The following is a 24998-nucleotide window of genomic DNA, read 5'->3' as shown; positions in this document are numbered from 1 at the left end:
CGCTGTAGCAGTCTTGTTGCAGGCAGGTGCACTGCGGCGACGGGCTCGCTGCACATACACTCGTCGTGTCTGGTAACGAGATAGAGACCGCAGGCCGGAGAAGGGGGCACCCGAGGCCCATGAGCGACGGAATCATGAAGCGTATGGGGCTGATCTTCCGCTCCAAGGCGAACAAGGCCTTGGACCGGGCGGAAGATCCGCGTGAGACGCTCGACTACTCGTACCAGAAGCAGCTCGAACTGCTGCAGAAGGTACGCCGTGGCGTCGCGGACGTCGCGACCTCGCGCAAGCGCCTCGAACTCCAGCTGACCCAGCTCCAGCAGCAGTCGGCCAAGTACGAGGACCAGGGCCGCAAGGCGCTGTCCCTCGGCCGCGAGGACCTCGCCCGCGAGGCACTGACCCGCAAGGCCAACATGCAGTCCCAGATCACCGATCTGGAGACCCAGTACCAGCAGCTGCAGGCCGAGGAGGAGAAGCTCACCCTCGCCTCCCAGCGGCTGCAGGCCAAGGTGGACGCCTTCCGCACCAAGAAGGAGACCATCAAGGCGACCTACACCGCCGCCCAGGCGCAGACCCGGATCGCCGAGTCCTTCTCGGGCATCTCGGAGGAGATGGGCGACGTCGGCCTGGCCATCCAGCGGGCCGAGGACAAGACCGCCCAGATGCAGGCCCGTGCCGGTGCCATCGACGAGCTGCTCGCCTCCGGCGCGCTCGACGACGCCAGCGGTCTCGGCCGCAAGGACGACATCGAGGCCGAGCTGGAGCGCGTCGCCGGCGGGTCCGACGTCGAGCTGGAGCTGGCCCGGATGAAGGCCGAGCTGACCGGCGGCCCGTCGTCGTCCGGCCCGGCCGCGATCGAGCCGGGCAAGCCGGAGGCCCAGCCGCAGCAGCAGCAGGACACCCCGCGCATCAACTACAACAAGTGATCTGAGCTCGACCCCACGAACCAGGGAGACGCACGGCATGATCATGAGGGTCATGGGTGAAGGGCAGTTCGAGGTGGGCGAGACCCACCTGAACCTGCTCAACGAGCTCGACGCCGAGCTCGTCACCGCAGTGGACTCGGGGGACGAGGAACTCTTCCGCCAGGCCTACGGCAAGCTGCTGGACGCGGTGAAGCGGTTCGGCACCCCGGTGCCGCTGGATTCGCTGGAGCCGTCCGAGCTGATCCTGCCGAGCGCCGACGCGACGATCGAAGAGGTCCGCGAGCTGCTGATGGCCGACGGCGAGGGCGTGATCCCGGGCTTCCCCGAGTAACCCTGCGGCTGCCGCCAGACGAAAGGGCGGGCCCCCTCCAGTGGGAGGGGGCCCGCCCTTCGTGTGAGCGGGTTCGTGCGGTGATCCCGACCGGCCTCGCTACGGCAGGGCCAGCATCCGGTCCAGCGCCGCCTTGGCGTACTTCTCGGTCTCCGGGTCGACGGTGATCACGTTCGGCACCCGGCCTTCGACCAGCGACTCCAGCGCCCAGACCAGGTGCGGAAGGTCGATCCGGTTCATGGTCGAGCAGAAGCAGACCGTGCGGTCCAGGAAGACGATCTCCTTGTCCGGGTGCGCCTTGGCCAGGCGGCGGACCAGGTTCAGCTCGGTGCCGATGGCCCACTTGGAGCCGGGCTCCGCGGCGTCCAGCGCCTTGATGATGTACTCGGTCGAGCCCACCATGTCGGCGGCCGTGACGACCTCGTGCTTGCACTCGGGGTGGACCAGGACGGTCACGCCGGGGATCCGCTCGCGGACGTCGTTCACCGAGTCCAGGCTGAACCGGCCGTGCACCGAGCAGTGGCCGCGCCAGAGGATCATCTTCGCGTCCCGCAGCTGCTCGGCGGTCAGGCCGCCGTTCGGCTTGTGCGGGTTGTACAGGACGCAGTCGTCCAGCGAGAAGCCCATCTCGCGCACCGCGGTGTTGCGGCCGAGGTGCTGGTCGGGCAGGAACAGGACCTTCTCGCCCTGCTCGAAGGCCCACTCCAGGGCGCGCTCGGCGTTGGAGGAGGTGCAGATGGTGCCGCCGTGCTTGCCGGTGAAGGCCTTGATGTCGGCGGAGGAGTTCATGTACGAGACCGGGACGGTCACGTCCGCTATGCCGGCGTCCGTCAGCACGTCCCAGCACTCGGCGACCTGCTCGGCGGTGGCCATGTCGGCCATCGAGCAGCCGGCCGCGAGGTCCGGCAGGACGACCTGCTGGGCGTCGGTGGTGAGGATGTCCGCCGACTCGGCCATGAAGTGCACGCCGCAGAACACGATGTACTCGGCCTCGGGGCGGGCCGCGGCGTCGCGGGCGAGCTTGAAGGAGTCGCCGGTGACGTCGGCGAACTCGATCACCTCGTCGCGCTGGTAGTGGTGCCCGAGGATGAAGACGCGGTCGCCGAGGGCGGCCTTGGCGGCCCGGGCGCGCTCGACGAGGTTGGGGTCGGAGGCCGGGGGGAGGTCACCCGGGCACTCGACGCCGCGCTCGCTGTTCGGGTCGGCCTCACGGCCGAGCAGCAGCAGAGCGAGCGGCGTCGGTGTGGGGTCGACGCCGGAGGTCTCGGTGATGGTGGTGGTCACGGGCGGGTGCCCTTCTGTGCGGCCGATCGAGCGGTGAAGCCTTTTCGTCTATCTGACACTATCTATGATAACCGCTTAGTGTCAGAGTGACGATGGCCATCCTGTCGATGTGACGAGAACCGCTCGCCGGATCGGACCCTTGCGGCGCCCGATGCCCGGTTTGGGGGAGTCCGGGCGTGGCCGAATCGGTATTTCGAAGCTCCAGGGTATGGCTGAGCCATGAAAGCAATCGCGATCAATCGCTACGGCGGCCCCGAGGTGGTCGAGTACACCGAGCTGCCCGACCCCAAGGTCGGCCCGGACTCGGTCCTGGTGGAGGTCCGGGCGGCCGGGGTGAACCCGGTGGACTGGAAGGTCCGGGACGGCGCCCTGGACGGCATGCTCGACGCGCACTTCCCGCTGGTCATGGGCTGGGACGCGGCCGGCGTGGTCCGGGCGGTCGGCGGCGGGGTCACCGAGTTCGCGCCGGGCGACGAGGTCTACGGCTGCGTCCGCAAGGACGCCGTCGAGCACGGCACCTACGCCGAGCTGGTCTCCGCCCCCGTCCGCACCCTGGCCCGCAAGCCGGCCGCGCTGGACTGGGCGCAGGCCGGCGGTCTGCCGCTGGCCGGGCTCACCGCGCTGCAGGGCCTGCGGGCGCTGCGGCTCGCCGAGGGGGAGACCGTCCTGGTGCACGCCGCGGCGGGCGGGGTCGGCCACCTGGCGGTGCAGCTGGCCCGCGCCCTCGGCGCCCGGGTGATCGGCACCGCGGCCGAGCGCAACCACGACTACCTGCGGGGCCTGGGCGCCGAGCCGGTCGCCTACGGCGAGGGTCTGGCCGAGCGGGTCCGCGCGCTCGCCCCGGACGGGGTGGACGCGGCCCTGGACCTGGTCGGCCGGGGCGCCGTGCAGGTCTCGGCGGGCCTGGTGGCCGACCCGGGGCGGATCGCCTCGGTCGCCGACTACGGGGTCAAGGCCCTCGGCGGCCGGTACGTCTGGGTCCGTCCGGACGCCGACGGCCTCACCGAGCTGGCCGCGCTCGCCGACGACGGCCGACTGACCGTCACGGTCGCCTCGACCTTCCCACTGGCCCAGGCCGCCTCCGCCCAGGCGCTCAGCGCCGAGGGCCGCACCCGGGGCAAGATCGTCCTCCTGGTGGAGTGAGGGCCTCCCGGTCGCCAGTCCGTCATCCATCTGCGGTGAACTCGTTCAGGTCATCCGCCAGAATGGTGGCGAACCGTTTCGGCAATGGCGGCCGCCGCCGCGACGCCCCGCCGAACCCTCGCACGACCCGTGGAGCCCCGCACCGATGAGCAGCAGCCGAGCGCACGAGGTGATCGGGGCCGACCTGGACGAGACCGACCGGCTGCTGCTCGCCCGGCTCGGCAGCGACGGCCGCGCCTCGTACGCCGAGATCGGTCTGCAGGTGAACCTCTCCGCCACCGCCGTGCGCCGCCGGATCGACCGGCTGCGGGCGCGCGGCGTGGTGCGGGGCTTCACCGTGGTGCTCGACCCCTCGGTGCTGGGCTGGCAGACCGAGGCCTTCGTCGAGGTCTACTGCCGCGAGCGCACCGCTCCCGAGGAGATCCTCGCCAGCCTGCGCCAGTTCCCCGAGGTCGTCGCCGCCTGGACGGTCACCGGCGACCCGGACGCCCTGGTCCACCTGCGGGCCGCGGACATGCGGCACCTGGAGGCCGTCATCGAGCGGATCCGGCGCGAGCCCGGCGTCCAGCGCAGCCGCTCCTCGGTGGTCCTCTCCCAGCTCATCGGCTGACCCGGACGGGTGCGCAGGAATCCTGCGCGCACCGGCCCGAAGACGCTCGAAACCTGCCTGACCAGCCGCGTTCCGACGCGCGGCGAAGCACTCCGGCTGCCTACGCTGATCACGTCCGGTCGTCGCGGTGAAGACCCCCGCCGACCGGGCCGGATCTCACCCCCGACACCCCACAGCCGAGAGGGACCCGCCGTGTCCGCAGCCCCCGACCGCATGCACCGGCCCGACAACGAACTGGTCGACCTGGTTTTCGACTACATGCGGGAGCGGCTGCAGTACGACCCCGTTCCGCTCGACCACCCCGGTGACGGCGAGCACCTGCGCGCCCAGCTGTCCGGCCTGCTGAACCAGGACGGCAACAACCCGGTCGACGTGCTCAAGCTCTACGACCACGAGCTGTCCCGCGCGGTCATCTCCGCCGACAGCCCGCGCTACCTGTCCTTCATCCCGTGCGCCCCGACCAAGGCCGCGCTGCTGTTCGACATGGTGGTCTCCTGCGCCTCGCTGCAGGGCATCTCCTGGCTGGAGGCGGCCGGCGCGATCGCCGCCGAGAACCAGGTGCTGCGCCTGATCGCCGACCGCGCGGGCATGCCCGAGACGGCCGGCGGCACCTTCGTCTCCGGCGGCTCGGCGGGCAACCTCTCCGCGCTCGTGGTCGCCCGCGACACCGCCCGCCGCCGCCTCGGCGTCGGTCCGGAGGCGCGGCTGCGGATAGCCGTCGCCGACCAGGTGCACTCCTCGGTCAAGAACACCTTCAACATCATCGGCGTCGAGGCCTTCAAGGTCCCGACCGTGAACCGCCGGTTCACGGGTGAGGCGCTGCGCGCCGCGCTGGCCGCCGACCCCCACCCCGAGACGGTGATCGCCGTCGTCGGCACCGCCGGCACCACCAACGAGGGCATCGTCGACGACCTGGCGGGCCTGGCCGAGGTCGCCCGCGAGCGGGACCTCTGGTTCCACGTCGACGGCGCGTACGGCGGCGCGGGCCTCTTCGCCCCCTCGGTGCGCGAGCGCTACAACGGCATCGAGCACGCCGACTCCTTCGTGGTCGACCCGCACAAGTGGCTGTTCGCCCCCTTCGACTGCGCCGCGCTGATCTACCGCAACCCGCAGCTGGCCCGCGCCGTGCACACCCAGGACGCCTCCTACCTGGACGTCCTGCACACGGAGGGCGACGAGTGGAACCCCACCGACTACGCCTACCACCTCACCCGGCGCGCCCGCGGCCTGCCGCTCTGGTTCTCGCTCGCCGTGCACGGCGTCCAGGCCTACACCGACGCCATCGAGGCCGGCCTCACGCTCGCCCGGGACACCGCGCAGCTGATCCGCGAGAGCGACCACCTGGAGCTGCTGTTCGACCCGCAGCTCTCGGCGGTCTGCTTCAAGCGCAAGGGCTGGACCAACGACGACTACTACCGCTGGTCGCAGCAGCTGCTCGCGGACCAGATCGGCTTCGTCACCCCCACCGGCTGGGACGGCGAGACGGTCGCCCGCTTCGCCTTCCTGCACCCGGGCACCACCATGGAGATGGTCCGGGAGATCCTGGACACCATGGTCTGACCGAGGCTCCCGCAGACGGCCCCACCGGCTCCCGGTGGGGCCGTCGGCGTCTCCGCGCGCCGTCCTGGTCGTCCCGGTCGTCCTGGCCCTCCCGGTCGTCCCGGTCGTCAGGTCGTCCCGGTCGCGCTACAGGAACGCCCCGCTCGGCAGGTACGGCATCGGCGGCCGCATCCCGCGCACCCCGACGAAGCCGCCGGCCCGCGGCGTCAGCCCGACCTCCAGCCCGACGTCCAGCGCCCACTCCTGCTCGGCGGTCAGGAAGTCCACCCGCGCCTCGACCCCGTCCGGCACCCGGGCCAGCGCCTCGCGCAGCAGCCGGGCGGCGATCCGCTTGCTGGTGGCCGCGAGCAGCCGCACCGTGCCGCCGTCCCGGTAGCAGTAGCCGCTGCCGGCCAGCGCGTCGGCGATCAGCAGCTCCTCGAAGTGGCCCAGCATCAGCTCGTGGTCGGGCCCGTGCGCGGAGCCGCGCAGCCGTCGGTCCACCGAGTCCAGCAGGTGCAGGTGGGTGGCGTTGCCGCGGTGCACCGGGATGTCCCCGGGATCGACCAGCCCGTCCCGGTCCACCCGCCCGGCCAGCCGCATCGCCGGGTGCAGGGTGAACCCGGCCAGCCGGTAGCGGCGCACCGCGGCGGGGGCGTCCGAGACGCAGACCATCCCGCGCAGACAGCCCCGGGCGTGCGCCGCCGCCCGCTCCAGCAGCAGCCGCCCCACCCCCTTGCCCTGCGCGGACGGCCGGACGGCGTACAGGGACGGCGACCAGAGGCCCTCCCGGCGCATCGACAGCACCACCCCGACCGGCTCCCCGCCGCTCTCGGCCAGCCAGCAGCCCCCGGGATCGGTGCGCGCCAGGTGTCTCGTCCTGGCCGGCTGCAGCGGCGTCGGCGGCTCCGGCGTCCCGGCCCCGGCGGGGTCGGCGAACGCGGCGGCGGCCAGCTCCTGGACGGCCTCCGCGTCCGCGGCGGTGTCCCTGACCGGGCGAAGGATCATGCCGCCCATCCTGGCGTCCGACGGCCCGCCGCGGGGCCGGTTCACCCGGATCCACGGCTCGGGCGGTGACCGGTCCTCCCGGGTTGTGCGAGCATGGGGAGCGTATGGGACGCGGGTGGCACACCCGGTCCACGGAAAACCAGCCGCGAACAGGCCGTAGAAATCCATCGCCGCCCGGGAAATGAAACCGGACGGCCGTTGGTTGGCACTGGCGGTAGACCGTCGTCAAAGACCGGGAGAAAGCAGATGACCGTCCAGGACGAGACCACCGTCGAGAGTGGCATCCTCCTCACCGATGCCGCCGCGGCCAAGGTCAAGGCCCTGCTGGAGCAGGAAGGCCGCGAGGACCTGGCGCTGCGCGTCGCCGTCCAGCCCGGTGGCTGCTCCGGCCTGCGTTACCAGCTGTTCTTCGACGAGCGCTCGCTCGACGGCGACGTGATCAAGGACTTCAACGGTGTGAAGGTCGTCACCGACCGGATGAGCGCCCCGTACCTGGGCGGCGCCACCGTCGACTTCGTCGACACCATCGAGAAGCAGGGCTTCACCATCGACAACCCGAACGCCACCGGCTCCTGCGCCTGCGGCGACTCGTTCAGCTAGGCCCGCTGCGAAGAGGCGGTCCCGGGAGCTCCCGGGACCGCCTCTTCGTCGTTCTCCCCGCCGTGCGGCTACTGCCCGGCGACGTCCGGGGTCACCGGGTCCGGCCCGGCGTGCGGGTCGGCGTCCAGCGGGACCTCCTGGCCGCTGGTCCTGTCGACCACCGTCCGCCCGGTCAGCGGGGAGCGCAGATCGGCCGACACCGACTGCCGCTTGGCCAGCGCGTTGCAGACCTGCCCGGGGCCCACGGTGGGCGGCCCCGCCACGACCGTGACGCCGACCCGGCCCGGCTGCGACTCGTCCGCCTTCAGCGCGTACTGGGTGCAGACCCCGCCGAAGAAGTACACGGTGAGCTTGGTGGTGCCGTCCACCCGGTAGGACACCGGCGGGCGCGCGGGGGAACCCGAACCGTTCGGGTTCGGCTCACCCGGCGCGATCCCGTTGACCGGGGGAGTGCCGGGCGCGGGCTGCGCGGGAGCGGGCGCGCCCGGGTCGGGAACGGCACCGGTCGGCGGCTTCGCCGGCTGACCGGGGTCCGCGGGGCTCCCGGTCGGAGCCGCCGCGGAGGCGCTACCGGAGGGCACCGGGGCCTGCGGGGAGGCGCTCGCCGAGGCCGAGCCGGTGGCCGAGCCACCCGCCGCCGAGTCCGAGGCGGGCTTGCCGTCCCCGTTGCACCCGGCCACCGTCACCACCGCCGCCAGCGCCAGACCCGCCAGGGCCACCGCCCGCCGACCACGCCGGGGCATCGTCTCCAGAACCATCTGCACATCCTCCCGAGAGCTCAACGGCGCCGCCTCCTCGGCCGCTCCGCGCGGATGTGACGTGGCCCGGACGGATCCGGTTCCGTGCCCTCGGGCAGAGGTTCGACGGACAGCGGTTCAGAAGCCGTACTCGGCCATCCCGGCGACCACCCGCTGGGCCCCGGAGGGGACGCGGAAGCCGACGGACACGGGGGCGGCGGGCTCCGGCCCGGCCGCCAGCAGCGGCCAGAACCGGCGCAGCCGACGGGAGGAGTCCACCAGGGCGTCGAGGGTCTCGCCGTCCTCGGCCCGCCAGGAGGGCAGCGGGGAGTGGTCGGTCATCATCGGGCATCGCTCCGATCCGGATCCGTGGCGGCACTGCCACGGTCGACGTCGGGGCCCGCCCGCGCGGCGGGCCTCCTGAGGCCGACCCTAGGCCGGGCCTCCTCCCGCCCACCAGTGCTACCCGGAGGTAGTACACGTTCGACGGCGACGAGTGCCACCATGGCCGTGCGGGGCGGCAACTTGCGGCGGTCTTGCCGGGTCGCCCCCTCCGGCCCGGTACCGTGGGTGGGTTCGTCCGCGCCTGTCCGTTGGCCCCGCAGCCACCATGAGGAGACCTTCCGTGCGTATCGCCGTCGCCGGCTCGATCGCCACCGACCACCTGATGACGTTCCCCGGCCGGTTCGCCGACCAGCTCGTCGCCGAGCAGCTGCACACCGTGTCGCTGTCCTTCCTGGTCGACACCCTGGACATCCGCCGCGGCGGGGTCGCCCCGAACATCGCCTTCGGCATGGGTGTGCTCGGCCTCCGCCCGATCCTGGTCGGCGCCGCCGGCGCGGACTTCGCCGAGTACCGCAGCTGGCTGGAGCGCAACAACGTCGACTGCGACTCCGTCCACATCTCCGAGACCCGGCACACCGCCCGCTTCATGTGCACCACGGACGAGGACCACAACCAGATCGCCTCGTTCTACACCGGTGCCATGGCCGAGGCCCGCAACATCGAGCTGAAGCCGATCGCCGACCGCGTCGGCGGCCTGGACCTCGTCCTGATCGGCGCCGACGACCCGCAGGGCATGGTCCGCCACACCCAGGAGTGCCGCACCCGCGGTTACGCCTTCGCCGCCGACCCCTCCCAGCAGCTGGCCCGTCTGGAGGGCGACGACATCCGCGAGATCGTGGACGGCGCCGCGTACCTCTTCACCAACGAGTACGAGGCCGCGCTGATCGAGACCAAGACCGGCTGGGACGCCGAGGAGCTCCTCACCCGCGTCGGCACCCGGATCACCACCCTCGGCAGCAAGGGCGTCCGGATCGAGCGCAAGGGCGAGGCGCCGATCCTGGTCGGCTGCGCCCGGGAGGAGGCCAAGGTCGACCCGACCGGCGTCGGCGACGCCTTCCGGGCCGGCTTCCTGGCGGGCCTGTCCTGGGACCTCGACCTGGAGCGCGCCGCCCAGCTCGGCTGCATGCTCGCCACCCTGGTCATCGAGACCGTCGGCACCCAGGAGTACGAGCTGCGCCCGACCGGCTTCCTGAAGCGCTTCGAGGACAGCTACGGCGCCGAGGCGGCCGCCGAGATCCGCGCGCACCTGGTCAAGTAGCCCGCCGCACGACGAGGTAGGCCGAGCCCCGGTCGCCGCCGTAGTCGGCGGCCGGGGCCTCGCCCGCGTACTCCTGCCCGCGCATCTCGCACCAGGCCGGGATGTCCAGCCGCGCCGCCTCGTCGTCCGCCAGTACGGCGACCGTGCCGCCCGGCGGCACCTCCCCGATCCGCTTCGCCAGCTCGATCACCGGCAGCGGACAGCGCTGGCCCAGCGCATCGATGACCGTGACTCGCCCGCTCGCCTCCGGGCGCTCCTGACCCGATGCCGACGGTCGGCGCTCGTGCGCTCCTTCGTCGCTCCCTCGCTTCCCCCTTTCGACACCGGCGCGCCCTTCGGCTCGGGGCGGGAGGTCCTGCACCGGGGGAGCCGGCAGGTCCAGCCCCAGCGGGGCCCGGACCCCGGCGACCAGCTCCGGCAGCACCGTGAGGAAGCGGTCCACGTCGGCCTCGGCCGTTCCGGACGGCAGCGAGACCCGGACGTTCCCCTCGGTGAGCACCCCCATCGCCGCCAGCACATGGCTGGGCGTCAGCGTGGAGGAGGTGCAGGAGGAGCCGGAGGAGACCGCGAAGCCCGCCCGGTCCAGCTCGGTCAGCAGGACCTCGCCGTCCACGTACAGGCAGGAGAAGGTGACGATGTGCGGCAGCCGCCGCACCGGGTCGCCGACCACCTCGACCTCGGGCACCAGCTGCGGCACCCGGGCCCGGATCCGCTCCACCAGCGCGTGCAGCCGGGCGTTCTCCTGCTCGGCCTCGGCCCGGACGGCGCGCAGCGACGCGGCCGCCGCCACGATCGCCGGGACGTTGACGTAGCCGGGCACCCGGCCGCCCTCGCGCTCGTCGGCGGGCAGCGGCGAGGCGTACCGGACGCCCTTGCGCACCGCCAGCACCCCGACCCCGGGCGGGCCGCCCCACTTGTGCGCGCTCGCGGTCAGCACCGACCAGCCCGCCGGGACGTCCACCCGCCCGGCGCTCTGCGCCGCGTCCACCAGCAGCGGGACGCCGGCCGCGGCGCACAGCTCGGCGACCTCGCCGACCGGCTGGACCGTCCCCACCTCGTGGTTGGCGCTCTGCAGCGCGGCGAGCGAGGTGTCCGGGCGCAGGGCCGCGGCGAAGGCGGCCGGGTCGACCCGGCCGCCCCGGTCCACCGGCACCACGGAGACCTCGCCGCCCGCGCCCGTGTGGCGTTCGGCGACGTGCAGCACGCTGGAGTGCTCGACCGCGGAGTGCACCAGGTGGCCGCCGCGCCGCCGGTTCCCGGCCAGGGTGCCGAGCAGGCCGAGCTGGACGGCCTGCGTCCCGCTCGCCGTGAAGGCGATCTCGTCGGCCCGGGCGCCCAGCACCGCGGCCACGGTCTCGCGGGCGGCGTCCAGCAGCATCCTGGCCTGCCGGCCGGAGCGGTACAGCCGGGCCGGGTCGGCCCAGCCCTCGTCCAGGGCGGCGGTCAGCGCCTGCCGGGCGACGGGGTGCAGAGGGGCCGTCGAGGCCGCGTCGAAGTACACGGTCACATTTAACGACACACCCGGCGGCCTTTCCGGCCCGTTCCTCCGGCTCACCCACCGTCAGTCGATCACCCCGAATGTCCGCTTCGTCCGTGTCCGACGGGCCGTCACGGGCGTTGTCCGAGGTCATCCCCCGATCGGGCGTACGGACCTCGAATGCCTACGATGACCTGCGACGCAGCCCCTGCCGGGCCTGATCGGGCGACCGGGCGGCGCGTTACCGGGGGCTGCCCGTCAGGAGCGCATAAGGCTGGAGTAGGGTTTGGCCCGCATAAGCATTCAAACCGTGCCCGTGGACGGGTCGCCGGGGAGGCTCACAATCCTCCGCGGGGCGACGCGAAGGCGGGCGAGACTTCGGGAAGGCGCTACGTGAGTCCCAACGGCTCCGACCGCTCGCCGCGGCGCACGATGCGGCGGAAGCTGCCTCAGGCGCTGGCACTGGGCCTCGTCATCGCGACCGCCACCGGCTGCTCGGCCAACGACCTCCCCAGGCTTGGCCTCCCGAGCCCCGTCACCAAGGAAGGGCCGATGGTCCTCCAGATGTGGCAGGGGTCCTGGATCGCGGCGCTGGTGGTCGGCGTACTGATGTGGGGTCTGATCATCTGGAGCGTGATCTTCCACCGGCGCAAGCGCACCGGCGTGGAGGTCCCCCCGCAGACCCGGTACAACGTGCCCATCGAGGCGCTCTACACCGCGGTCCCCATCATCATCGTCTCGGTGCTCTTCTACTTCGTCGCCCGCGACGAGAACAAGCTGACGCACGTCTCCGAGAAGCCGCAGCACTACGTCAACGTGGTCGGCTTCCAGTGGAGCTGGGCGTTCAACTACGAGAACACCGAGACCCCTGACCCGGCCAACAAGGACGCCGCGTACGAGGTCGGGACGCCCAAGGACGTTCCGACGCTCTGGCTGCCGGTCAACGAGACGGTGCAGTTCCGTCTCACCTCGCGTGACGTCATCCACGACTTCTGGCCCGTCAACTTCATGATGAAGATGGACGTCGTGCCGGGTGTGGTGAACAAGTTCGAGGTCACCCCGACCGTCAAGGGCGAGTACATGGGCAAGTGTGCCGAGCTCTGCGGCACCGACCACTCGCGCATGCTGTTCAACGTCAAGGTCGTCGACCGCGCCGACTACGACAAGCACCTGGCCGAGCTTCGCGCCAAGGGCCAGAACGGTGCGGTGCCCTCCGGCCTCATCGGCATGGGAAGTGAAGAGAAGTGACCATCCTCAACGAGCCCGCCGCGGCCGGCGGGGGCGCCGGTGCCGTCACGGTCGGGGCGCAGCGGACCCGCAAGCCGGGTTCGACCATCATCAAGTGGTTGACCACCACTGACCACAAGACGATCGGCACCCTGTACCTGGGTACGTCGTTCGCCTTCTTCCTGATCGGTGGCATCCTCGCCCTGGTCATGCGCGCCGAGCTGGCTCGTCCCGGGACCCAGATCCTGTCGAACGAGCAGTTCAACCAGGCGTTCACCATGCACGGCACGATCATGCTGCTGATGTTCGCGACGCCGCTGTTCGCGGGCTTCGCGAACTGGATCATGCCGCTGCAGATCGGTGCCCCGGACGTGGCGTTCCCGCGTCTGAACATGTTCGCGTACTGGCTGTACCTCTTCGGTTCGACCATCGCGGTGGCGGGCTTCCTGACCCCGAACGGCGCCGCCAACTTCGGCTGGTTCGCCTACTCCCCGCTGTCGGACGCGGTGCACTCGCCCGGCGTCGGCGGCGACATGTGGATCATGGGTCTGGCCTTCTCCGGCTTCGGCACGATCCTCGGTGCGGTCAACTTCATCACCACGATCATCTGCATGCGCGCCCCGGGCATGACGATGTTCCGGATGTCGATCTTCGTCTGGAACGTCCTGCTGACCTCGGTGCTGGTCCTGCTGGCCTTCCCGGTCCTGGCCGCCGCGCTGTTCGCCCTGGAGGCCGACCGCAAGTTCGGTGCCCACGTCTTCGACCCGGCCAACGGCGGGGCGATGCTGTGGCAGCACCTGTTCTGGTTCTTCGGCCACCCCGAGGTGTACATCATCGCGCTGCCGTTCTTCGGCATCGTGTCGGAGATCATCCCGGTCTTCAGCCGCAAGCCGATGTTCGGTTACTCCGGTCTGATCGCGGCCACCATCGCGATCGCCGGTCTGTCCGTGACGGTGTGGGCGCACCACATGTACGTCACCGGACAGGTACTGCTGCCGTTCTTCTCGTTCATGACCTTCCTGATCGCGGTCCCGACCGGTGTGAAGTTCTTCAACTGGGTCGGCACCATGTGGAAGGGCTCGCTGAGCTTCGAGACCCCGATGCTCTGGACGGTCGGCTTCCTGGTCACCTTCCTCTTCGGTGGTCTGACCGGTGTCCTGCTGGCCTCCCCGCCGATCGACTTCCACGTCTCGGACTCGTACTTCGTCGTCGCCCACTTCCACTACGTGGTCTTCGGCACCGTCGTCTTCGCGATGTTCGCCGGCTTCCACTTCTGGTGGCCGAAGATGACCGGCAAGATGCTGGACGAGCGCCTCGGCAAGATCACCTTCTGGACGCTGTTCTTCGGCTTCCACACCACCTTCCTGGTGCAGCACTGGCTCGGCGCGGAGGGCATGCCCCGCCGCTACGCCGACTACCTGGCCGCGGACGGCTTCACCACCCTGAACACCGTCTCGACCATCGGCTCCTTCGTGCTCGGCCTGTCGATCCTGCCGTTCCTCTACAACGTCTGGAAGACCGCCAAGTACGGCGAGAAGGTCGCCGTGGACGACCCGTGGGGCTTCGGCCGCTCGCTGGAGTGGGCGACCTCCTGCCCGCCGCCGCGGCACAACTTCCTCACCCTGCCCCGGATCCGCTCCGAATCCCCGGCCTTCGACCTCCACCACCCGGAGATCGCCGCGCTGGACTACCTGGAGAACCACGGTGAGCCGGCCAAGCACCTCGCCGGTGTGACCCCGGCGAAGTACGACGCCCCGAAGCTGGGCAAGGGCAAGCAGGAGGGTGACGCCTGATGAAGGAACAGGGAAAGATCTTCCTGGGTCTGTCGGTCTTCGTGCTGGCCATGGCCATCACCTACGGCCTGTGGACCAACAACTCGGGCCCCGGCCTGGAGGCCGCCGGCACCACCGCGCTGTTCCTGGCGTTCGCCCTCTGCGCCTTCATCGGGTACTACCTCGCCTTCACCGCCCGCCGGGTGGACAGCGGCGCGGGTGACAACCCCGAGGCCGAGGTCGTGGACGACGCCGGTGAGCTGGGCTTCTTCGCCCCGCACAGCTGGCAGCCGCTGTCGCTGGCGCTCGGTGGCGCGCTCGCCTTCCTGGGCGTGATCTTCGGCTGGTGGCTGATGTTCTGGGCCGCCCCGATCATCCTGATCGGCATCTTCGGATGGGTCTTCGAGTTCTACCGCGGCGAGAACCAGAACCAGTAGGTTCCGCTTCAGCCACAGGGCCGGTCCCCCCGCACGGGGGGACCGGCCCTGTGGCGTCCCCGGGGGTGACGGACTCACTCAGCCGGGTGAACGCTGGGCCGCCCGGATGTCGCTTCGCCAGCAGGCGTTCCTACGATCTGATCAATCGTGCGAACCCTCGGAGGCGGTCATGGCCGACAGGCGCGGAATCGCTGGTATCGGCAGCATCTCGCTGGCCCTCGCAGTCCTGGCCCCGCTGGCGGCCTGCTCGTCCGGTGAGGACGAGGCTGCCGGGCCGCACCGGATCGACGCGGGCCCGCTGGTCCGCCTCTCGGCCGACGGCAAGGTCGACCCCTCCCAGCCGGTCACCGTGACGGCCGTCGAGGGCAGCCGGCTCACCGACGTCACCGTGGTCGGCCCGGACGGCCGGGTGGTCGCGGGCCGGCTGGCCGACGACCAGCGCAGCTGGCAGACCACCGGCCGGCTGAAGGCCGCCACCGCCTACTCGGTCCGGATATCCGCCGACGACGGCAAGGGCGGCCGCGGCGACACCACCCAGGGCTTCAGCACCCTCGAGGCCCAGCGCCTGCTCACCGCGAAGCTCGGCCCGGACTCCTCCGGCAGCGGCGTCTACGGGGTGGGCCAGCCGCTCACCGTGCAGCTCTCCGAGGCGGTGAAGGACCCGCAGGCCCGGCAGGAGGTCGAGCGCGACCTGACCGTCACCTCCCAGCCCGCCGTCACCGGCGCCTGGTACTGGGTGGACGACAAGAACCTGCACTTCCGGCCGGAGGAGTACTGGCCGGCCGGGACGACCGTCTCGCTGGCCTTCGACGGCACCGGCAGCCGGATCGCGGACGGCCTGTACGGCGGCGACCGCAGCTCGCTGAGGCTGCGGATCGGCGAGCGGGTCGAGTCGGTGGTCGACGCGGCCGCCCACGAGCTCACCCTGAAGCGCGACGGCGAGGTGATCCGGACCATCCCGGTCACCACCGGCAAGCCCGGCTTCGACACCCGCAACGGTGTCAAGGTGGTGCTCGGCCAGGAGCGGTCCGTCCGGATGAGCGGCGAGACCATCGGGATAGCCGCCGGCAGCTCGGAGGCGTACGACCTCGACGTGCAGTGGGCCACCCGGGTGACCTGGAGCGGCGAGTACGTCCACGCGGCGCCCTGGTCGGTCGGCTCGCAGGGCGTGGCCAACGTCAGCCACGGCTGCACCGGGATGAGCACCGAGAACGCCAAGTGGTTCTACGACCACACCCGGGTGGGGGACCTGGTGACGGTGGTGAACAGCCACGGCGCCACGATGGAGCCGTTCGGCAACGGGTTCGGGGACTGGAACGTCACCTGGACCGACTGGGTCAAGCACAGCGCCGTCGGACAGCCCGTCAGCACCACCGCACCGGCCTCCCAGGCCCCCGCCGCGGGGATGATCCGCCCGGAGGTGTGAGCCCCGAGGTGTGAGCCCGGGGCTGGGAAGGGCGTGACGCTGCCCCACCGGCCCCGTCAGGCCTCGGGGTAGGCCAGCCCCAGGGCGGTGACCACGGCGGCCAGGGCGTCCGCGTGGGAGAGCCCGAGGCGGGTCGCGCGCTCGGCGTACTCGCCGGCGGCCGCGGCGGCCAGCCGGTGCGCGGTGTCCCCGGCGGCGGCGATCAGGGTGCCGCGCCGGCCGTGGGTCTCCACCACGCCGTCCGCCTCCAGCTCCCGGTAGGCCCGGGCGACGGTGCCGGCGGCCAGCCCCAGCTCCTCGGCCAGGGCCCGCACGGTGGGCAGCTTCAGCCCGGTCGGCAGCTCCCCGCTCCGGGCCCGCTCGGCGATCTGGGCGCGGATCTGCTCGTACGGGGGAGTGGCGGACGAGGGGTCGACGGAGAGCTGCACGGGAGGCTCCTGGGGGGCGGGCTGGTACGGGGCTGGCGGATGCGGAAAGGCCGAGGGCCGCCGACCAGATGAACTCTGGTCGGCGGCCCTCGGGTGACGCGGGTACGGGATCAGTGGTGGCCGTGGCCGCTGGTGATCTCGTGGTGCTCCTCGGCGGTCGGCTTGGGGATCTGGCCGCCCTCGCCGTAGTAGCCGCGGGACAGCTTGGCCCGGGTGCGGGTGAGGACGCCGGCCTTGCGGGCCACGCCGTTCTCGTCCGTCTGGGCCGGCAGCTCGATCGGCTGGTTCTGCTCGTGCGCGGTGAGCTTGAACAGGTCCTTCTGCGGCAGCTGCGCGTGCACCTCGATGAACTCGCCGTGCGGCAGGCGCTTGATGACACCCGTCTCGCGGCCGTGCAGCACCTTCTCCTTGTCACGGCGCTGGAGGCCGAGGCACCAGCGCTTGGTGATGATGAAGACGAGGACCGGGACCACGAAGAAGCCGACGCGGACGAAGTACGTGATCGAGTTGATCGACAGGTGCAGGTGGGTGGCGAACAGGTCGTTGCCACCACCGACCAGCAGCACCAGGTACAGGCTGATCCAGGCGGCACCCAGGGCGGTGCGGACCGGGGCGTTGCGCGGGCGGTCCAGGATGTGGTGCTCGCGCTTGTCGCCGGTGATCCAGCCCTCGATGAACGGGTAGACCGCGATCGCGACCAGGACCAGCGGGAAGATCATCAGCGGGACGAAGACACCCAGGTTCAGGGTGTGGCCCCACAGGCTGATCTCCCAGCCCGGCATGACGCGGATCAGGCCCTCGGAGAAGCCCATGTACCAGTCGGGCTGGGCGTCGGTGGAGACCTGGTCCGGACGGTACGGGCCGTAGGCCCAGATCGGGTTGATCGAGGCGATCGCCGAGATGGCGGCGATGATGCCGAAGACCAGGAAGAAGAAGCCACCGGCCTTGGCCATGTAGACCGGCATCAGCGGCATGCCGACGACGTTCTTCTCGGTCTTGCCCGGGCCCGCCCACTGGGTGTGCTTGTGGTAGAAGACCAGGATCAGGTGCGCCACCAGCAGGCCGAGCATGATGCCCGGGATCAGCAGCACGTGGATGGTGAAGAACCGCGGGATGATGTCGTGGCCGGGGAACTCGCCGCCGTACAGGAACATCTGCAGGTAGGTGCCCACCAGCGGGACGGCGAGGATCGCGCCTTCCATGAAGCGGATACCGGTACCCGACAGCAGGTCGTCCGGCAGCGAGTAGCCGAAGAAGCCGTCGAACATGCCCAGGACCAGCAGCAGGAAGCCGAAGACCCAGTTGATCTCGCGCGGCTTGCGGAACGCGCCGGTGAAGAACACGCGCATCATGTGCACGAGCATCGCGGCCACGAAGACCAGGGCGGCCCAGTGGTGGATCTGACGGATCAGCAGACCGCCGCGGACCTCGAAGCTGATGTCCAGCGTCGACGCGTACGCCTCGGACATGCCGATGCCCTTGAGCGGGACGTACGAGCCGTTGTAGATGACCTCGCCCATGGAGGGCTTGAAGAACAGCGTCAGGTAGACGCCGGTCAGGATGATGATGATGAACGAGTAGAGGCAGATCTCGCCCAGCATGAAGGACCAGTGGTCCGGGAAGATCTTCCGCAGGTTGGCCTTGGCGAGGGAGTAGATCCCCAGCCGGCCGTCCGTCCAGTCAGCCGCGGCTTCCCACTTGTTGGCGGGATTGGCGCGCGTGCTGGAGGGCTTGGCGGCACCGGTCTTGGTGCTGCTCGCGCTACTCATCGAGCACGCTCCCAGAAGCTCGGGCCGACGGGCTCGTCGAAGTCGCCGGTGGCGACCAGGAAGCCCTTCTCATCAGTGGTGATCTTCAGCTGCGGCAGCGGGTGGCCGGCCGGGCCGAAGATCACGCGCGCGCCGTCCGCCAGGTCGAAGGTCGACTGGTGGCAGGGGCAGAGCGCGTGGTGGGTCTGCTGCTCGTAGAGGCTGATCGGGCAGCCGACGTGGGTGCAGATCTTGGAGTAGGCGAGGATGCCCTCGAAGCCCAGCTCCTTGGACTTCTCGTCCTTGATGTCCTCCGGCGCGATGCGGACCAGCATCAGGGCGTCCTTGGCGATCGCCTGCTGGAAGTCCTCGTCGTGGGTGGACAGGCCCTCCGGCATGGCGAAGGTCAGCGAACCGACGAGGACGTCCTCGGGCTTCATCGGCTGCATGGTGTTCATGTTGACGAGCGCCAGCGGCTTGGTCGGCGTCGCTTCCTTCCAGCCGGTCTCCTGGAGCTTCTTCTCCGGGAGCGGGCCGAGGTCGCGGAGCAGGACCACGCCGGAGAGCGGGACCAGCGCCATCGAACCGATGAGGGTGTTGCGGATCATCTTCCGGCGGCCGAAGCCGGACTCGGCGGCACCGGTCTTGAACTGGTCGATGACGTCCGCGCGGACCTCGTCGGAGGCCTCGATCGGGTGACGCTCGGCCGGCAGCTCGACGTCCGACATCAGGGTGCGGGCCCAGTGGACCGCGCCCGCGCCGATCATGAAGAGGGCGACGCCCAGGGTCAGGCCGAGCGCGAAGTTCAGCGCGCTGACGTGGCCCAGCGGGAAGATGTAGACGATCTTGTCCGGGTCGATGGCCACGTACGAGACGATGAATCCGACGGTGGCGATCATCGAGACCACGAACATCAGCGAGACCTGGCGCTCGGCCCGCTTGGCGGCCCGCTCGTCGATGTCGGTGCGACGGGGCTCGTGGGCCGGCAGGCCCGGGTCGGCGAACGGGTTGCCGTGGTCGGCCACCTCGCCGGCGGAGCCGTGCGACTCCGGGAGCTTCTCTTCTGACATGTCGTGGCTCATGACTTCTTGGCCTTGGTGGTGTGGGCGGCGACCCAGATCGCGACCGCGATGAGCGTGCCGAGACCGAAGATCCAGCCGAACAGACCCTCGGTCACCGGACCGAGGCTGCCCAGCGTGAGACCACCGGGGTTGGGCTCTTCGCTAGTGGTGTGGCGGACGAAGGCCACGATCTGCTTCTTCTGCTCCTCGGGCATGGTGGTGTCCGGGAACGACGGCATGTTCTGCGGGCCGGTCTGCATGGCCTCGTAGATGTGCTTGGCGTCCACGCCCTCCAGCGACGGGGCGTACTTGCCCTTGGTCAGGGCACCGCCCTGGCCGGCGAAGTTGTGGCACTGGGCGCAGTTGGTGCGGAACAGCTCGCCACCCTTGGAGATGTCCTCGGGGTTGGTCGAGGTGTACTGCTCCTCCTTCGGGGTCACCGGGCCGGGACCGAGGGAGGCGACGTAGGCGGCGAGCTGGTCGATCTCGGCCTGCGAGTAGATGTTCTTCTTGCGCGGCACCTGGGCGCCGGGCTGCTGGGCCGGCATGCGGCCGGTGCCGACCTGGAAGTCGACGGAGGCGGAGCCGACGCCGACCAGGCTCGGACCGTCACTGCCGCCCTGGCCGTTCAGGCCGTGGCAGGAGGAGCAGCCGACGGCGAAGAGCTTCTTGCCCTCATCGATCGCGAGCGACTGCGCGGCGACGTCGGCCTGCGCCTTGTCGGCGGGCGCGAACGCGGCGTACAGCCCCCCGGTTGCCGCCAGGGCGAGAAGTAGGACGACCAGCGCCGCCAATGGGTGGCGCCGTCGTGCGGAGAGCTTTTTCACGGAATAACCCCGGTGTCAGGATCTGGTCGACTGGTGGGTGCACCCGGCGGCCGGTCTGGCCGGCACGAGGCTGCCTGTCTAGGGCTGCGCGCGCGGTCGGTCGGTGGGAGCGTCGGCACCGGCAGAAGCGGCCCGTCGCCGGTGAGGGCGGGGGCCGCAGCCGGTGGCCAGCGACCTGATCAGCTGGTTACTTGATCAGGTAGATGGTCGCGAACAGGCCGATCCACACGACGTCGACGAAGTGCCAGTAGTACGACACGACGATCGCGGCGGTGGCCTGCTCGTGCGTGAAGCGCTTGGCTGCGTACGTCCGTCCCAGGACCAGCAGGAAGGCGATCAGACCACCCGTCACGTGCAGGCCGTGGAAGCCGGTGGTCAGGTAGAACACCGTGCCGTACGGGTCGGAGGACAGGGACAGGCCGTCCTCCTTGACCAGCGCGGTGTACTCGTACACCTGGCCGCCGATGAAGATCGCGCCCATTGCGAACGTGAGGATGAACCACGCCCGGAGCTTCTTCACGTCACCGCGCTCGGCAGCGAAGACACCGAGCTGGCAGGTGAGCGAGGAGAGCACCAGGATCGTGGTGTTGACCGAGGAGAAGGGCACGTTGAGAGCGTGGGCCTTCTCGGTCCAGAACTCGGCTCCCTTGACGGAGCGGAGCGTGAAGTACATCGCGAAGAGGGCCGCGAAGAACATCAACTCGGAACTGAGCCAGACGATCGTTCCGACGCTGACCATGTTCGGCCGGTTGACCGATCCGTGCGCGTGCCCGGTTTCTACTGCTGTTGCTGTCGCCACGACGGACATTATGTCGGTCCCTTATTCCGTCTTCACGCCGGGGGGTGTCCCTCGGAGTGTCCGGTGCGTGCGGTATGCCCGCTTGGGGGTCGACGGGGTGCCCGGACGGGGGCTGAGCAGCGGCGTGTCCCTTTTCTGACGGTTCCTCGGAGCGGCCCGCGACCCCGTTGCCCGGCGCGTCGTTGCACGGTCGGAGTAGCCGTGAGAGGTAGGGGAGCGGGTCCCGGGTCGGCCGTACGGGTGGACCGCGCGGCTCGGGGTGACGGGTCCTCCGCCGGCCGGGTGAGTGCCGGGCGCGGCGGCTTGAGGAGGAACGTGCGCGAGGGGGACTCGGCGGCGGGTGATCGGGAGTAGCATCCGGGTCAGGCGAACGTGGTCCGGATCACACTTGAGGGAGCAGGGTCCATGGCGTACACGACCGATGAGACGCTCACCGTCCTCGTCTACAGCGACGACCGCAACACCCGCGAGCAGGTGCTGACGGCGCTCGGCCGCCGGCCCGCCGAGGATCTTCCGGAGTTGTCCTACCTGGAGTGCGCGACCACCCCCGCGGTGCTCAAGGCACTGGAGAAGGGCGGCGTGGACCTCTGCGTGCTGGACGGTGAGGCGGTGCCGGCCGGTGGACTGGGCCTCGGGCGCCAGTTGAAGGACGAGATCTACGGCTGCCCCCCGGTGCTGGTGCTGATCGGCCGGCCGCAGGACTCCTGGCTCGCCGCCTGGAGCCGGGCCGACGCCGCGATCTCCCACCCGGTGGAGCCGGTGGCGCTGGCCGAGGCGGTCGCCACCCTGCTGCGGGCGCGGCTGGCGAAGCGGGCCCCGGCAGCCCGTTGAGCAGGGCCGTCTCAGAAGGAGAGAAGACGGGGCCGTAGGGGCCGCGCCGCTCGATAGGCTGACTCCATCCGTACGGACGTCCTCCGGAGCCCGGGGGAACCGACAACAGCTGGAGTCAGCCATGGTGAACGTGAACCCTGCGAACGGCGGTAGCGACCCCGCGCAGGTGGTCCGCTCCTGGCCGGACCTCCTCGCGGCGCTGTTGAAGGGGGAAGACCTCGACCGCTCGTCCACCGCGTGGGCGATGGACCGGATCATGAGCGGCGAGGCGTCCCCCGTCCAGGTGGCCGGCTTCATGATCGCGCTGCGGGCCAAGGGCGAGACGGTCGACGAGGTCACCGGTCTGGTGGACGCGATGTACGCGCACGCCGAGCCGCTGGACATCCCCGGCCCGGCGGTGGACATCGTCGGCACCGGCGGCGACCGGGCGAAGACCGTCAACATCTCCACGATGTCGGCGATCGTCGCCGCGGCGGCCGGCGCCAAGGTGGTCAAGCACGGCAACCGGGCCGCCTCCTCGTCCAGCGGCTCCTCGGACGTGCTGGAGAAGCTCGGCGTGGCACTGGACCTCTCCGCCCGGCGGGTCGCCGAGGTGGCCGACGAGGTCGGGCTCACCTTCTGCTTCGCGGCGAAGTTCCACCCCTCGATGCGGCACGCCGCCACCGCCCGGCGCGACCTCGGGGTGCCGACCGCGTTCAACATCCTCGGCCCGCTGACCAACCCGGCCAGGGTCACCTCCCACGCGATCGGCTGTTTCGACACCCGGCTGGCCGGGCTGATCGCCGGGGTGCTCGCCCGGCGCGGCTCGACGGCGCTGGTCTTCCGCGGCGACGACGGGTTGGACGAGCTGACCATCACCACCACCTCGCAGGTGTGGGTGGTGCGCGACGGCGTGGTCACCGAGACCTCCTTCGACCCGCGTGAGGTCGGCATCGAGCTGGTCGGCATCGAGTCGCTGCGCGGCGGGGACCCGGCGTACAACGCCGAGGTCGCGCGCCGGCTGCTGGCGGGGGAGCACGGGCCGGTCCGGGACGCGGTCCTGCTCAACACGGCGGCGGCGCTGGTCGCGCTCGACCTGGGTGAGGCGCCGCTGGCCGAGCAGCTCGCGGCGGGCATGGCGCGGGCCGCCGGGGCCATCGACTCGGGTGCCGCGCAGGAGCTGCTGCGGCGCTGGTCGGAGGCCACCAGCCGGAACTGACGCGGTGGTCGGGAGCCCGTACCGGTGCGCCGGTGCGGGCTCCCCGGCTGTCCGGATGGTGGACCACTGTTTGACCACCCGGCGGACGCGACCTAGAGTCATCGCCAGGTCATGAGTGGCAGCGACAAGCCCCAGCTTGCTGTCCGGCAACCCTCCGTCCGTGGCGGGGTGCCCTGGGTGAGGACCGGGTCGCCACGGCAAGCCGTCCGTGCGACAAGCGCGGACGCCCGACGACTAGCACTCCCGGGGTCCCTTACCCCGTGAAGGAGTGCATCCTCATGTCCCTCTCCACCTCCACCGAGGTCCTCGCCCCGCTCGCCGTGCTGGGCTCCGACGTCCAGGTCCCGCTCGCCAGCGGGGAGAAGGTCGGCTACGCGGCGCTCGACTACGCGGCCAGCGCGCCGGCGCTGCAGCGGGTGTGGGACGACGTCGCCGCCTACGCGCCGTACTACGGCAGCGTGCACCGCGGCGCCGGGTACCTGTCGCAGCTGTCCACCGACCTGTTCGAGCAGAGCCGCCGCACCGTCGCCGAGTTCCTCGACCTGCGCGAGGGCGACCAGGTGGTCTTCACCCGGGCCACCACCGACTCGCTCAACCTGCTGGCCGCCGCCGTCCCGGCCGGCACCCGGGTGTTCGCCTTCGAGACCGAGCACCACGCCTCGCTGCTGCCCTGGGCGCACGCCGGACTGGACGTCACCTACCTGCGGGCGCCGCGCTCGCGGGCCGAGGCGGTGGCCGCCCTGGACGCCGCGCTCGCCGGGGCGCCCGAGGGCCCGAAGCTGCTCTGCGTCACCGGCGCCTCCAACGTGACCGGCGAGCTGTGGCCGGTCGCCGAGCTGACCGGGACGGCGCACCGGCACGGCGCGCGGGTGGTGCTGGACGCCGCCCAGCTGGCCCCGCACCACCGGGTCTCGGTGCGCGAGCTCGGCGTCGACTGGATCGCCTTCTCCGGCCACAAGCTCTACGCGCCGTTCGGCGCCGGGGTGCTGGCCGGCCGGGCGGACTGGCTGGACGCGGCCGATCCGTACCTGGCCGGCGGCGGGGCGACCCGGACGGTGGCCCGGGAGGCCGACGGCTCGGTGGCCGTGCAGTGGCAGACCGGCCCGGCCCGGCACGAGGCCGGCTCGCCGAACGTCATCGGCGCCTACGCGATCGCCTCGGCCTGCCGGGCGCTGCGGGAGGCCGGCTTCGACGCGCTGGAGGCGCGCGAGCGGCAGCTGGTCGAGCGGCTGACCGCGGGGCTCGCGGAGATCCCGGAGGTCAAGGTGCTCAACCTGTTCGGGGAGGGCTCGGCCCGGGTCGGCGTGCTGTCCTTCGTCGTCCGGGGCTGGAACAGCTCGCACTTCTCGGCCGCGCTGTCCGCCGAGTACGGCATCGGGGTGCGCGACGGCCTGTTCTGTGCCCACCCGCTGGTGCGGACCCTGCTCGGGGACGAGGACGTCGCCCCCTCCGAGTGCGGCGCCCCGGAGCCCTCGCTGCCGGGCGAGCGCAGCCTGAACGCGATCCGGGTGAGCTTCGGCGCCGGGACGCCGGACGAGCACGTCGACCGCTTCCTGACCGCCGTCCGCGAGCTGGTCACGGACGGCGCGGCGTGGAACTACCGCAACGAGGGCGGCCGTTGCGTCGCGGACAGCCGCCGCGAGGGCTGAGCCGTCACGTCCCGCTGCTCGTCGTCACTCGTCCAGGCCGAGGGCGAAGGCGGCTTCCAGGTCGTGCTGGGAGTAGGTGCGGAAGGCGATCTGGGTCTCGGTGTGGGCCACGCCCGGGACCTTGTTGAGCCGGCCCGGGATGACCTCGGCCAGGTCGTCGTGACGGCGCACCCGGACCATCGCCACCAGGTCGTAGCCGCCGGTCACCGAGTACACCTCGCTGACGCCCTCGATGGCGGCGATGGCTTCGGCGATCTCCGGGATGCGGTCGACACTGGTCTTGATCAGGACGATGGCGGTGATCACTGTTCGGGCTCCTTCGTGGGGTGCCGCCAGC

At 71.2% G+C, this 24998-nt stretch carries 25 protein-coding genes and 1 riboswitch; of the genes, 14 read left to right on the top strand and 11 right to left on the bottom strand.

Translation table 11 applies throughout. The features are described 5' to 3' along the window. Positions 1-134: 134 nt before the first annotated feature. Both ACIRD3_RS31745 and ACIRD3_RS31740 read left to right on the top strand, forming a co-directional pair. On the top strand, positions 135-926 hold the full coding sequence (locus ACIRD3_RS31745; protein ID WP_402223493.1) for a PspA/IM30 family protein: 792 nt from the start codon (positions 135-137) through the stop codon (positions 924-926). A 37-nt stretch (positions 927-963) separates the two neighbouring features. Continuing rightward, positions 964-1257, top strand: coding sequence for a hypothetical protein (locus tag ACIRD3_RS31740; protein ID WP_402223491.1), 294 nt, complete (start codon positions 964-966; stop codon positions 1255-1257). Positions 1258-1356: 99 nt separating this feature from the next. On the opposite strand, the gene nadA is transcribed toward ACIRD3_RS31740, so the two are convergent. Continuing rightward, entirely contained in the window at positions 1357-2541 is a 1185-nt protein-coding gene (nadA, locus tag ACIRD3_RS31735; protein WP_402223489.1) for a quinolinate synthase NadA, read from the bottom strand. Between the two features lie 219 nt (positions 2542-2760). Here nadA and ACIRD3_RS31730 point away from each other — a divergent pair, with 219 nt between their 5' ends. The 3 genes from ACIRD3_RS31730 (at position 2761) to ACIRD3_RS31720 (ending at position 5854) form a co-directional block, all read left to right on the top strand. After that, positions 2761-3684 (top strand): NADP-dependent oxidoreductase, encoded by a 924-nt coding sequence (locus ACIRD3_RS31730; RefSeq protein ID WP_402223487.1) that lies wholly within the window; start codon positions 2761-2763, stop codon positions 3682-3684. Between the two features lie 145 nt (positions 3685-3829). Continuing rightward, positions 3830-4294: an Lrp/AsnC family transcriptional regulator gene (locus ACIRD3_RS31725; RefSeq protein ID WP_360353796.1), complete on the top strand. Its 465-nt coding sequence runs from the start codon at positions 3830-3832 to the stop codon at positions 4292-4294. A 192-nt stretch (positions 4295-4486) separates the two neighbouring features. Further along, the gene (locus ACIRD3_RS31720; protein WP_402223485.1) at positions 4487-5854 is read left to right on the top strand and encodes a pyridoxal phosphate-dependent decarboxylase family protein; all 1368 of its coding nucleotides are present in this window, start codon (positions 4487-4489) and stop codon (positions 5852-5854) included. A 126-nt stretch (positions 5855-5980) separates the two neighbouring features. On the opposite strand, the gene ACIRD3_RS31715 is transcribed toward ACIRD3_RS31720, so the two are convergent. Further along, a complete protein-coding gene (locus ACIRD3_RS31715) occupies positions 5981-6841 on the bottom strand; it encodes a GNAT family N-acetyltransferase (RefSeq protein ID WP_402223484.1) in 861 nt (286 codons plus the stop codon). A 246-nt stretch (positions 6842-7087) separates the two neighbouring features. On the opposite strand from ACIRD3_RS31715, the gene erpA reads away from it, so the two are divergent. Continuing rightward, on the top strand, positions 7088-7441 hold the full coding sequence (erpA, locus tag ACIRD3_RS31710) for an iron-sulfur cluster insertion protein ErpA (protein ID WP_316520866.1): 354 nt from the start codon (positions 7088-7090) through the stop codon (positions 7439-7441). 68 nt (positions 7442-7509) lie between these two features. On the opposite strand, the gene ACIRD3_RS31705 is transcribed toward erpA, so the two are convergent. Then, complete coding sequence (locus ACIRD3_RS31705; RefSeq protein WP_402223482.1) at positions 7510-8199, bottom strand: hypothetical protein; 690 nt, start codon at positions 8197-8199, stop codon at positions 7510-7512. A gap of 117 nt (positions 8200-8316) precedes the next feature. Continuing rightward, positions 8317-8523, bottom strand: coding sequence for a hypothetical protein (locus ACIRD3_RS31700; protein WP_402223480.1), 207 nt, complete (start codon positions 8521-8523; stop codon positions 8317-8319). Between the two features lie 280 nt (positions 8524-8803). Here ACIRD3_RS31700 and ACIRD3_RS31695 point away from each other — a divergent pair, with 280 nt between their 5' ends. Continuing rightward, the gene (locus ACIRD3_RS31695; protein ID WP_402223478.1) at positions 8804-9781 is read left to right on the top strand and encodes a carbohydrate kinase family protein; all 978 of its coding nucleotides are present in this window, start codon (positions 8804-8806) and stop codon (positions 9779-9781) included. On the opposite strand, the gene ACIRD3_RS31690 is transcribed toward ACIRD3_RS31695, so the two are convergent. Further along, positions 9774-11282 (bottom strand): cysteine desulfurase/sulfurtransferase TusA family protein, encoded by a 1509-nt coding sequence (locus ACIRD3_RS31690; protein WP_402223476.1) that lies wholly within the window; start codon positions 11280-11282, stop codon positions 9774-9776. The genes ACIRD3_RS31695 and ACIRD3_RS31690 overlap by 8 nt on opposite strands. Before the next feature lie 369 nt (positions 11283-11651). Here ACIRD3_RS31690 and coxB point away from each other — a divergent pair, with 369 nt between their 5' ends. From coxB to ACIRD3_RS31670, 4 genes are all read left to right on the top strand, one after another. Further along, a complete protein-coding gene (gene coxB / locus ACIRD3_RS31685; protein ID WP_402223474.1) occupies positions 11652-12506 on the top strand; it encodes a cytochrome c oxidase subunit II in 855 nt (284 codons plus the stop codon). Next, positions 12503-14278 carry a cytochrome c oxidase subunit I gene (gene ctaD, locus ACIRD3_RS31680; RefSeq protein WP_402223472.1) on the top strand — a complete coding sequence of 592 codons (1776 nt, stop codon included), beginning with the start codon at positions 12503-12505 and terminating at the stop codon, positions 14276-14278. The genes coxB and ctaD overlap by 4 nt, the downstream gene beginning before the upstream one ends. Further along, positions 14278-14694, top strand: coding sequence for a cytochrome c oxidase subunit 4 (locus tag ACIRD3_RS31675; RefSeq protein WP_402223470.1), 417 nt, complete (start codon positions 14278-14280; stop codon positions 14692-14694). The genes ctaD and ACIRD3_RS31675 overlap by 1 nt, the downstream gene beginning before the upstream one ends. Before the next feature lie 169 nt (positions 14695-14863). After that, positions 14864-16120, top strand: a complete 1257-nt coding sequence (locus ACIRD3_RS31670; protein ID WP_402223469.1) for an Ig-like domain-containing protein — start codon at positions 14864-14866, stop codon at positions 16118-16120. Between the two features lie 56 nt (positions 16121-16176). On the opposite strand, the gene ACIRD3_RS31665 is transcribed toward ACIRD3_RS31670, so the two are convergent. From ACIRD3_RS31665 to ACIRD3_RS31645, 5 genes are all read right to left on the bottom strand, one after another. Further along, the gene (locus ACIRD3_RS31665) at positions 16177-16548 is read right to left on the bottom strand and encodes a GntR family transcriptional regulator (RefSeq protein ID WP_402223467.1); all 372 of its coding nucleotides are present in this window, start codon (positions 16546-16548) and stop codon (positions 16177-16179) included. Positions 16549-16658: 110 nt separating this feature from the next. Then, positions 16659-18317: a cytochrome bc complex cytochrome b subunit gene (locus ACIRD3_RS31660; protein ID WP_402223465.1), complete on the bottom strand. Its 1659-nt coding sequence runs from the start codon at positions 18315-18317 to the stop codon at positions 16659-16661. Continuing rightward, a complete protein-coding gene (locus tag ACIRD3_RS31655; RefSeq protein ID WP_402223463.1) occupies positions 18314-19366 on the bottom strand; it encodes a Rieske 2Fe-2S domain-containing protein in 1053 nt (350 codons plus the stop codon). The genes ACIRD3_RS31660 and ACIRD3_RS31655 overlap by 4 nt, the downstream gene beginning before the upstream one ends. An 8-nt stretch (positions 19367-19374) precedes the next feature. Continuing rightward, positions 19375-20184 (bottom strand): c-type cytochrome, encoded by an 810-nt coding sequence (locus tag ACIRD3_RS31650; protein WP_402223461.1) that lies wholly within the window; start codon positions 20182-20184, stop codon positions 19375-19377. Between the two features lie 187 nt (positions 20185-20371). Continuing rightward, positions 20372-20992: a heme-copper oxidase subunit III gene (locus ACIRD3_RS31645; RefSeq protein ID WP_097238232.1), complete on the bottom strand. Its 621-nt coding sequence runs from the start codon at positions 20990-20992 to the stop codon at positions 20372-20374. 396 nt (positions 20993-21388) lie between these two features. Here ACIRD3_RS31645 and ACIRD3_RS31640 point away from each other — a divergent pair, with 396 nt between their 5' ends. The 3 genes from ACIRD3_RS31640 (at position 21389) to ACIRD3_RS31630 (ending at position 24661) form a co-directional block, all read left to right on the top strand. Next, positions 21389-21814 carry a hypothetical protein gene (locus ACIRD3_RS31640; protein WP_402223459.1) on the top strand — a complete coding sequence of 142 codons (426 nt, stop codon included), beginning with the start codon at positions 21389-21391 and terminating at the stop codon, positions 21812-21814. Between the two features lie 121 nt (positions 21815-21935). After that, positions 21936-23012: an anthranilate phosphoribosyltransferase gene (trpD, locus tag ACIRD3_RS31635; RefSeq protein ID WP_402223457.1), complete on the top strand. Its 1077-nt coding sequence runs from the start codon at positions 21936-21938 to the stop codon at positions 23010-23012. Between the two features lie 107 nt (positions 23013-23119). Beyond that, positions 23120-23238, top strand: a riboswitch (SAM riboswitch). A 52-nt stretch (positions 23239-23290) separates the two neighbouring features. Then, positions 23291-24661: an aminotransferase class V-fold PLP-dependent enzyme gene (locus ACIRD3_RS31630; protein ID WP_402223456.1), complete on the top strand. Its 1371-nt coding sequence runs from the start codon at positions 23291-23293 to the stop codon at positions 24659-24661. A 24-nt stretch (positions 24662-24685) separates the two neighbouring features. Here the strand turns inward: ACIRD3_RS31630 and ACIRD3_RS31625 are convergent, their stop codons facing one another. Beyond that, complete coding sequence (locus ACIRD3_RS31625; protein WP_030240061.1) at positions 24686-24967, bottom strand: Lrp/AsnC ligand binding domain-containing protein; 282 nt, start codon at positions 24965-24967, stop codon at positions 24686-24688. Between the last annotated feature and the right edge of the window lie 31 nt (positions 24968-24998).

The sequence above is a fragment of the Kitasatospora sp. NPDC093550 genome, assembly GCF_044764985.1.
In the GTDB taxonomy this organism is placed as follows: domain Bacteria; phylum Actinomycetota; class Actinomycetes; order Streptomycetales; family Streptomycetaceae; genus Kitasatospora.
Note: the sequence above shows the minus strand (reverse complement) of the source record. Positions and strands in the feature narration are given on the sequence as shown.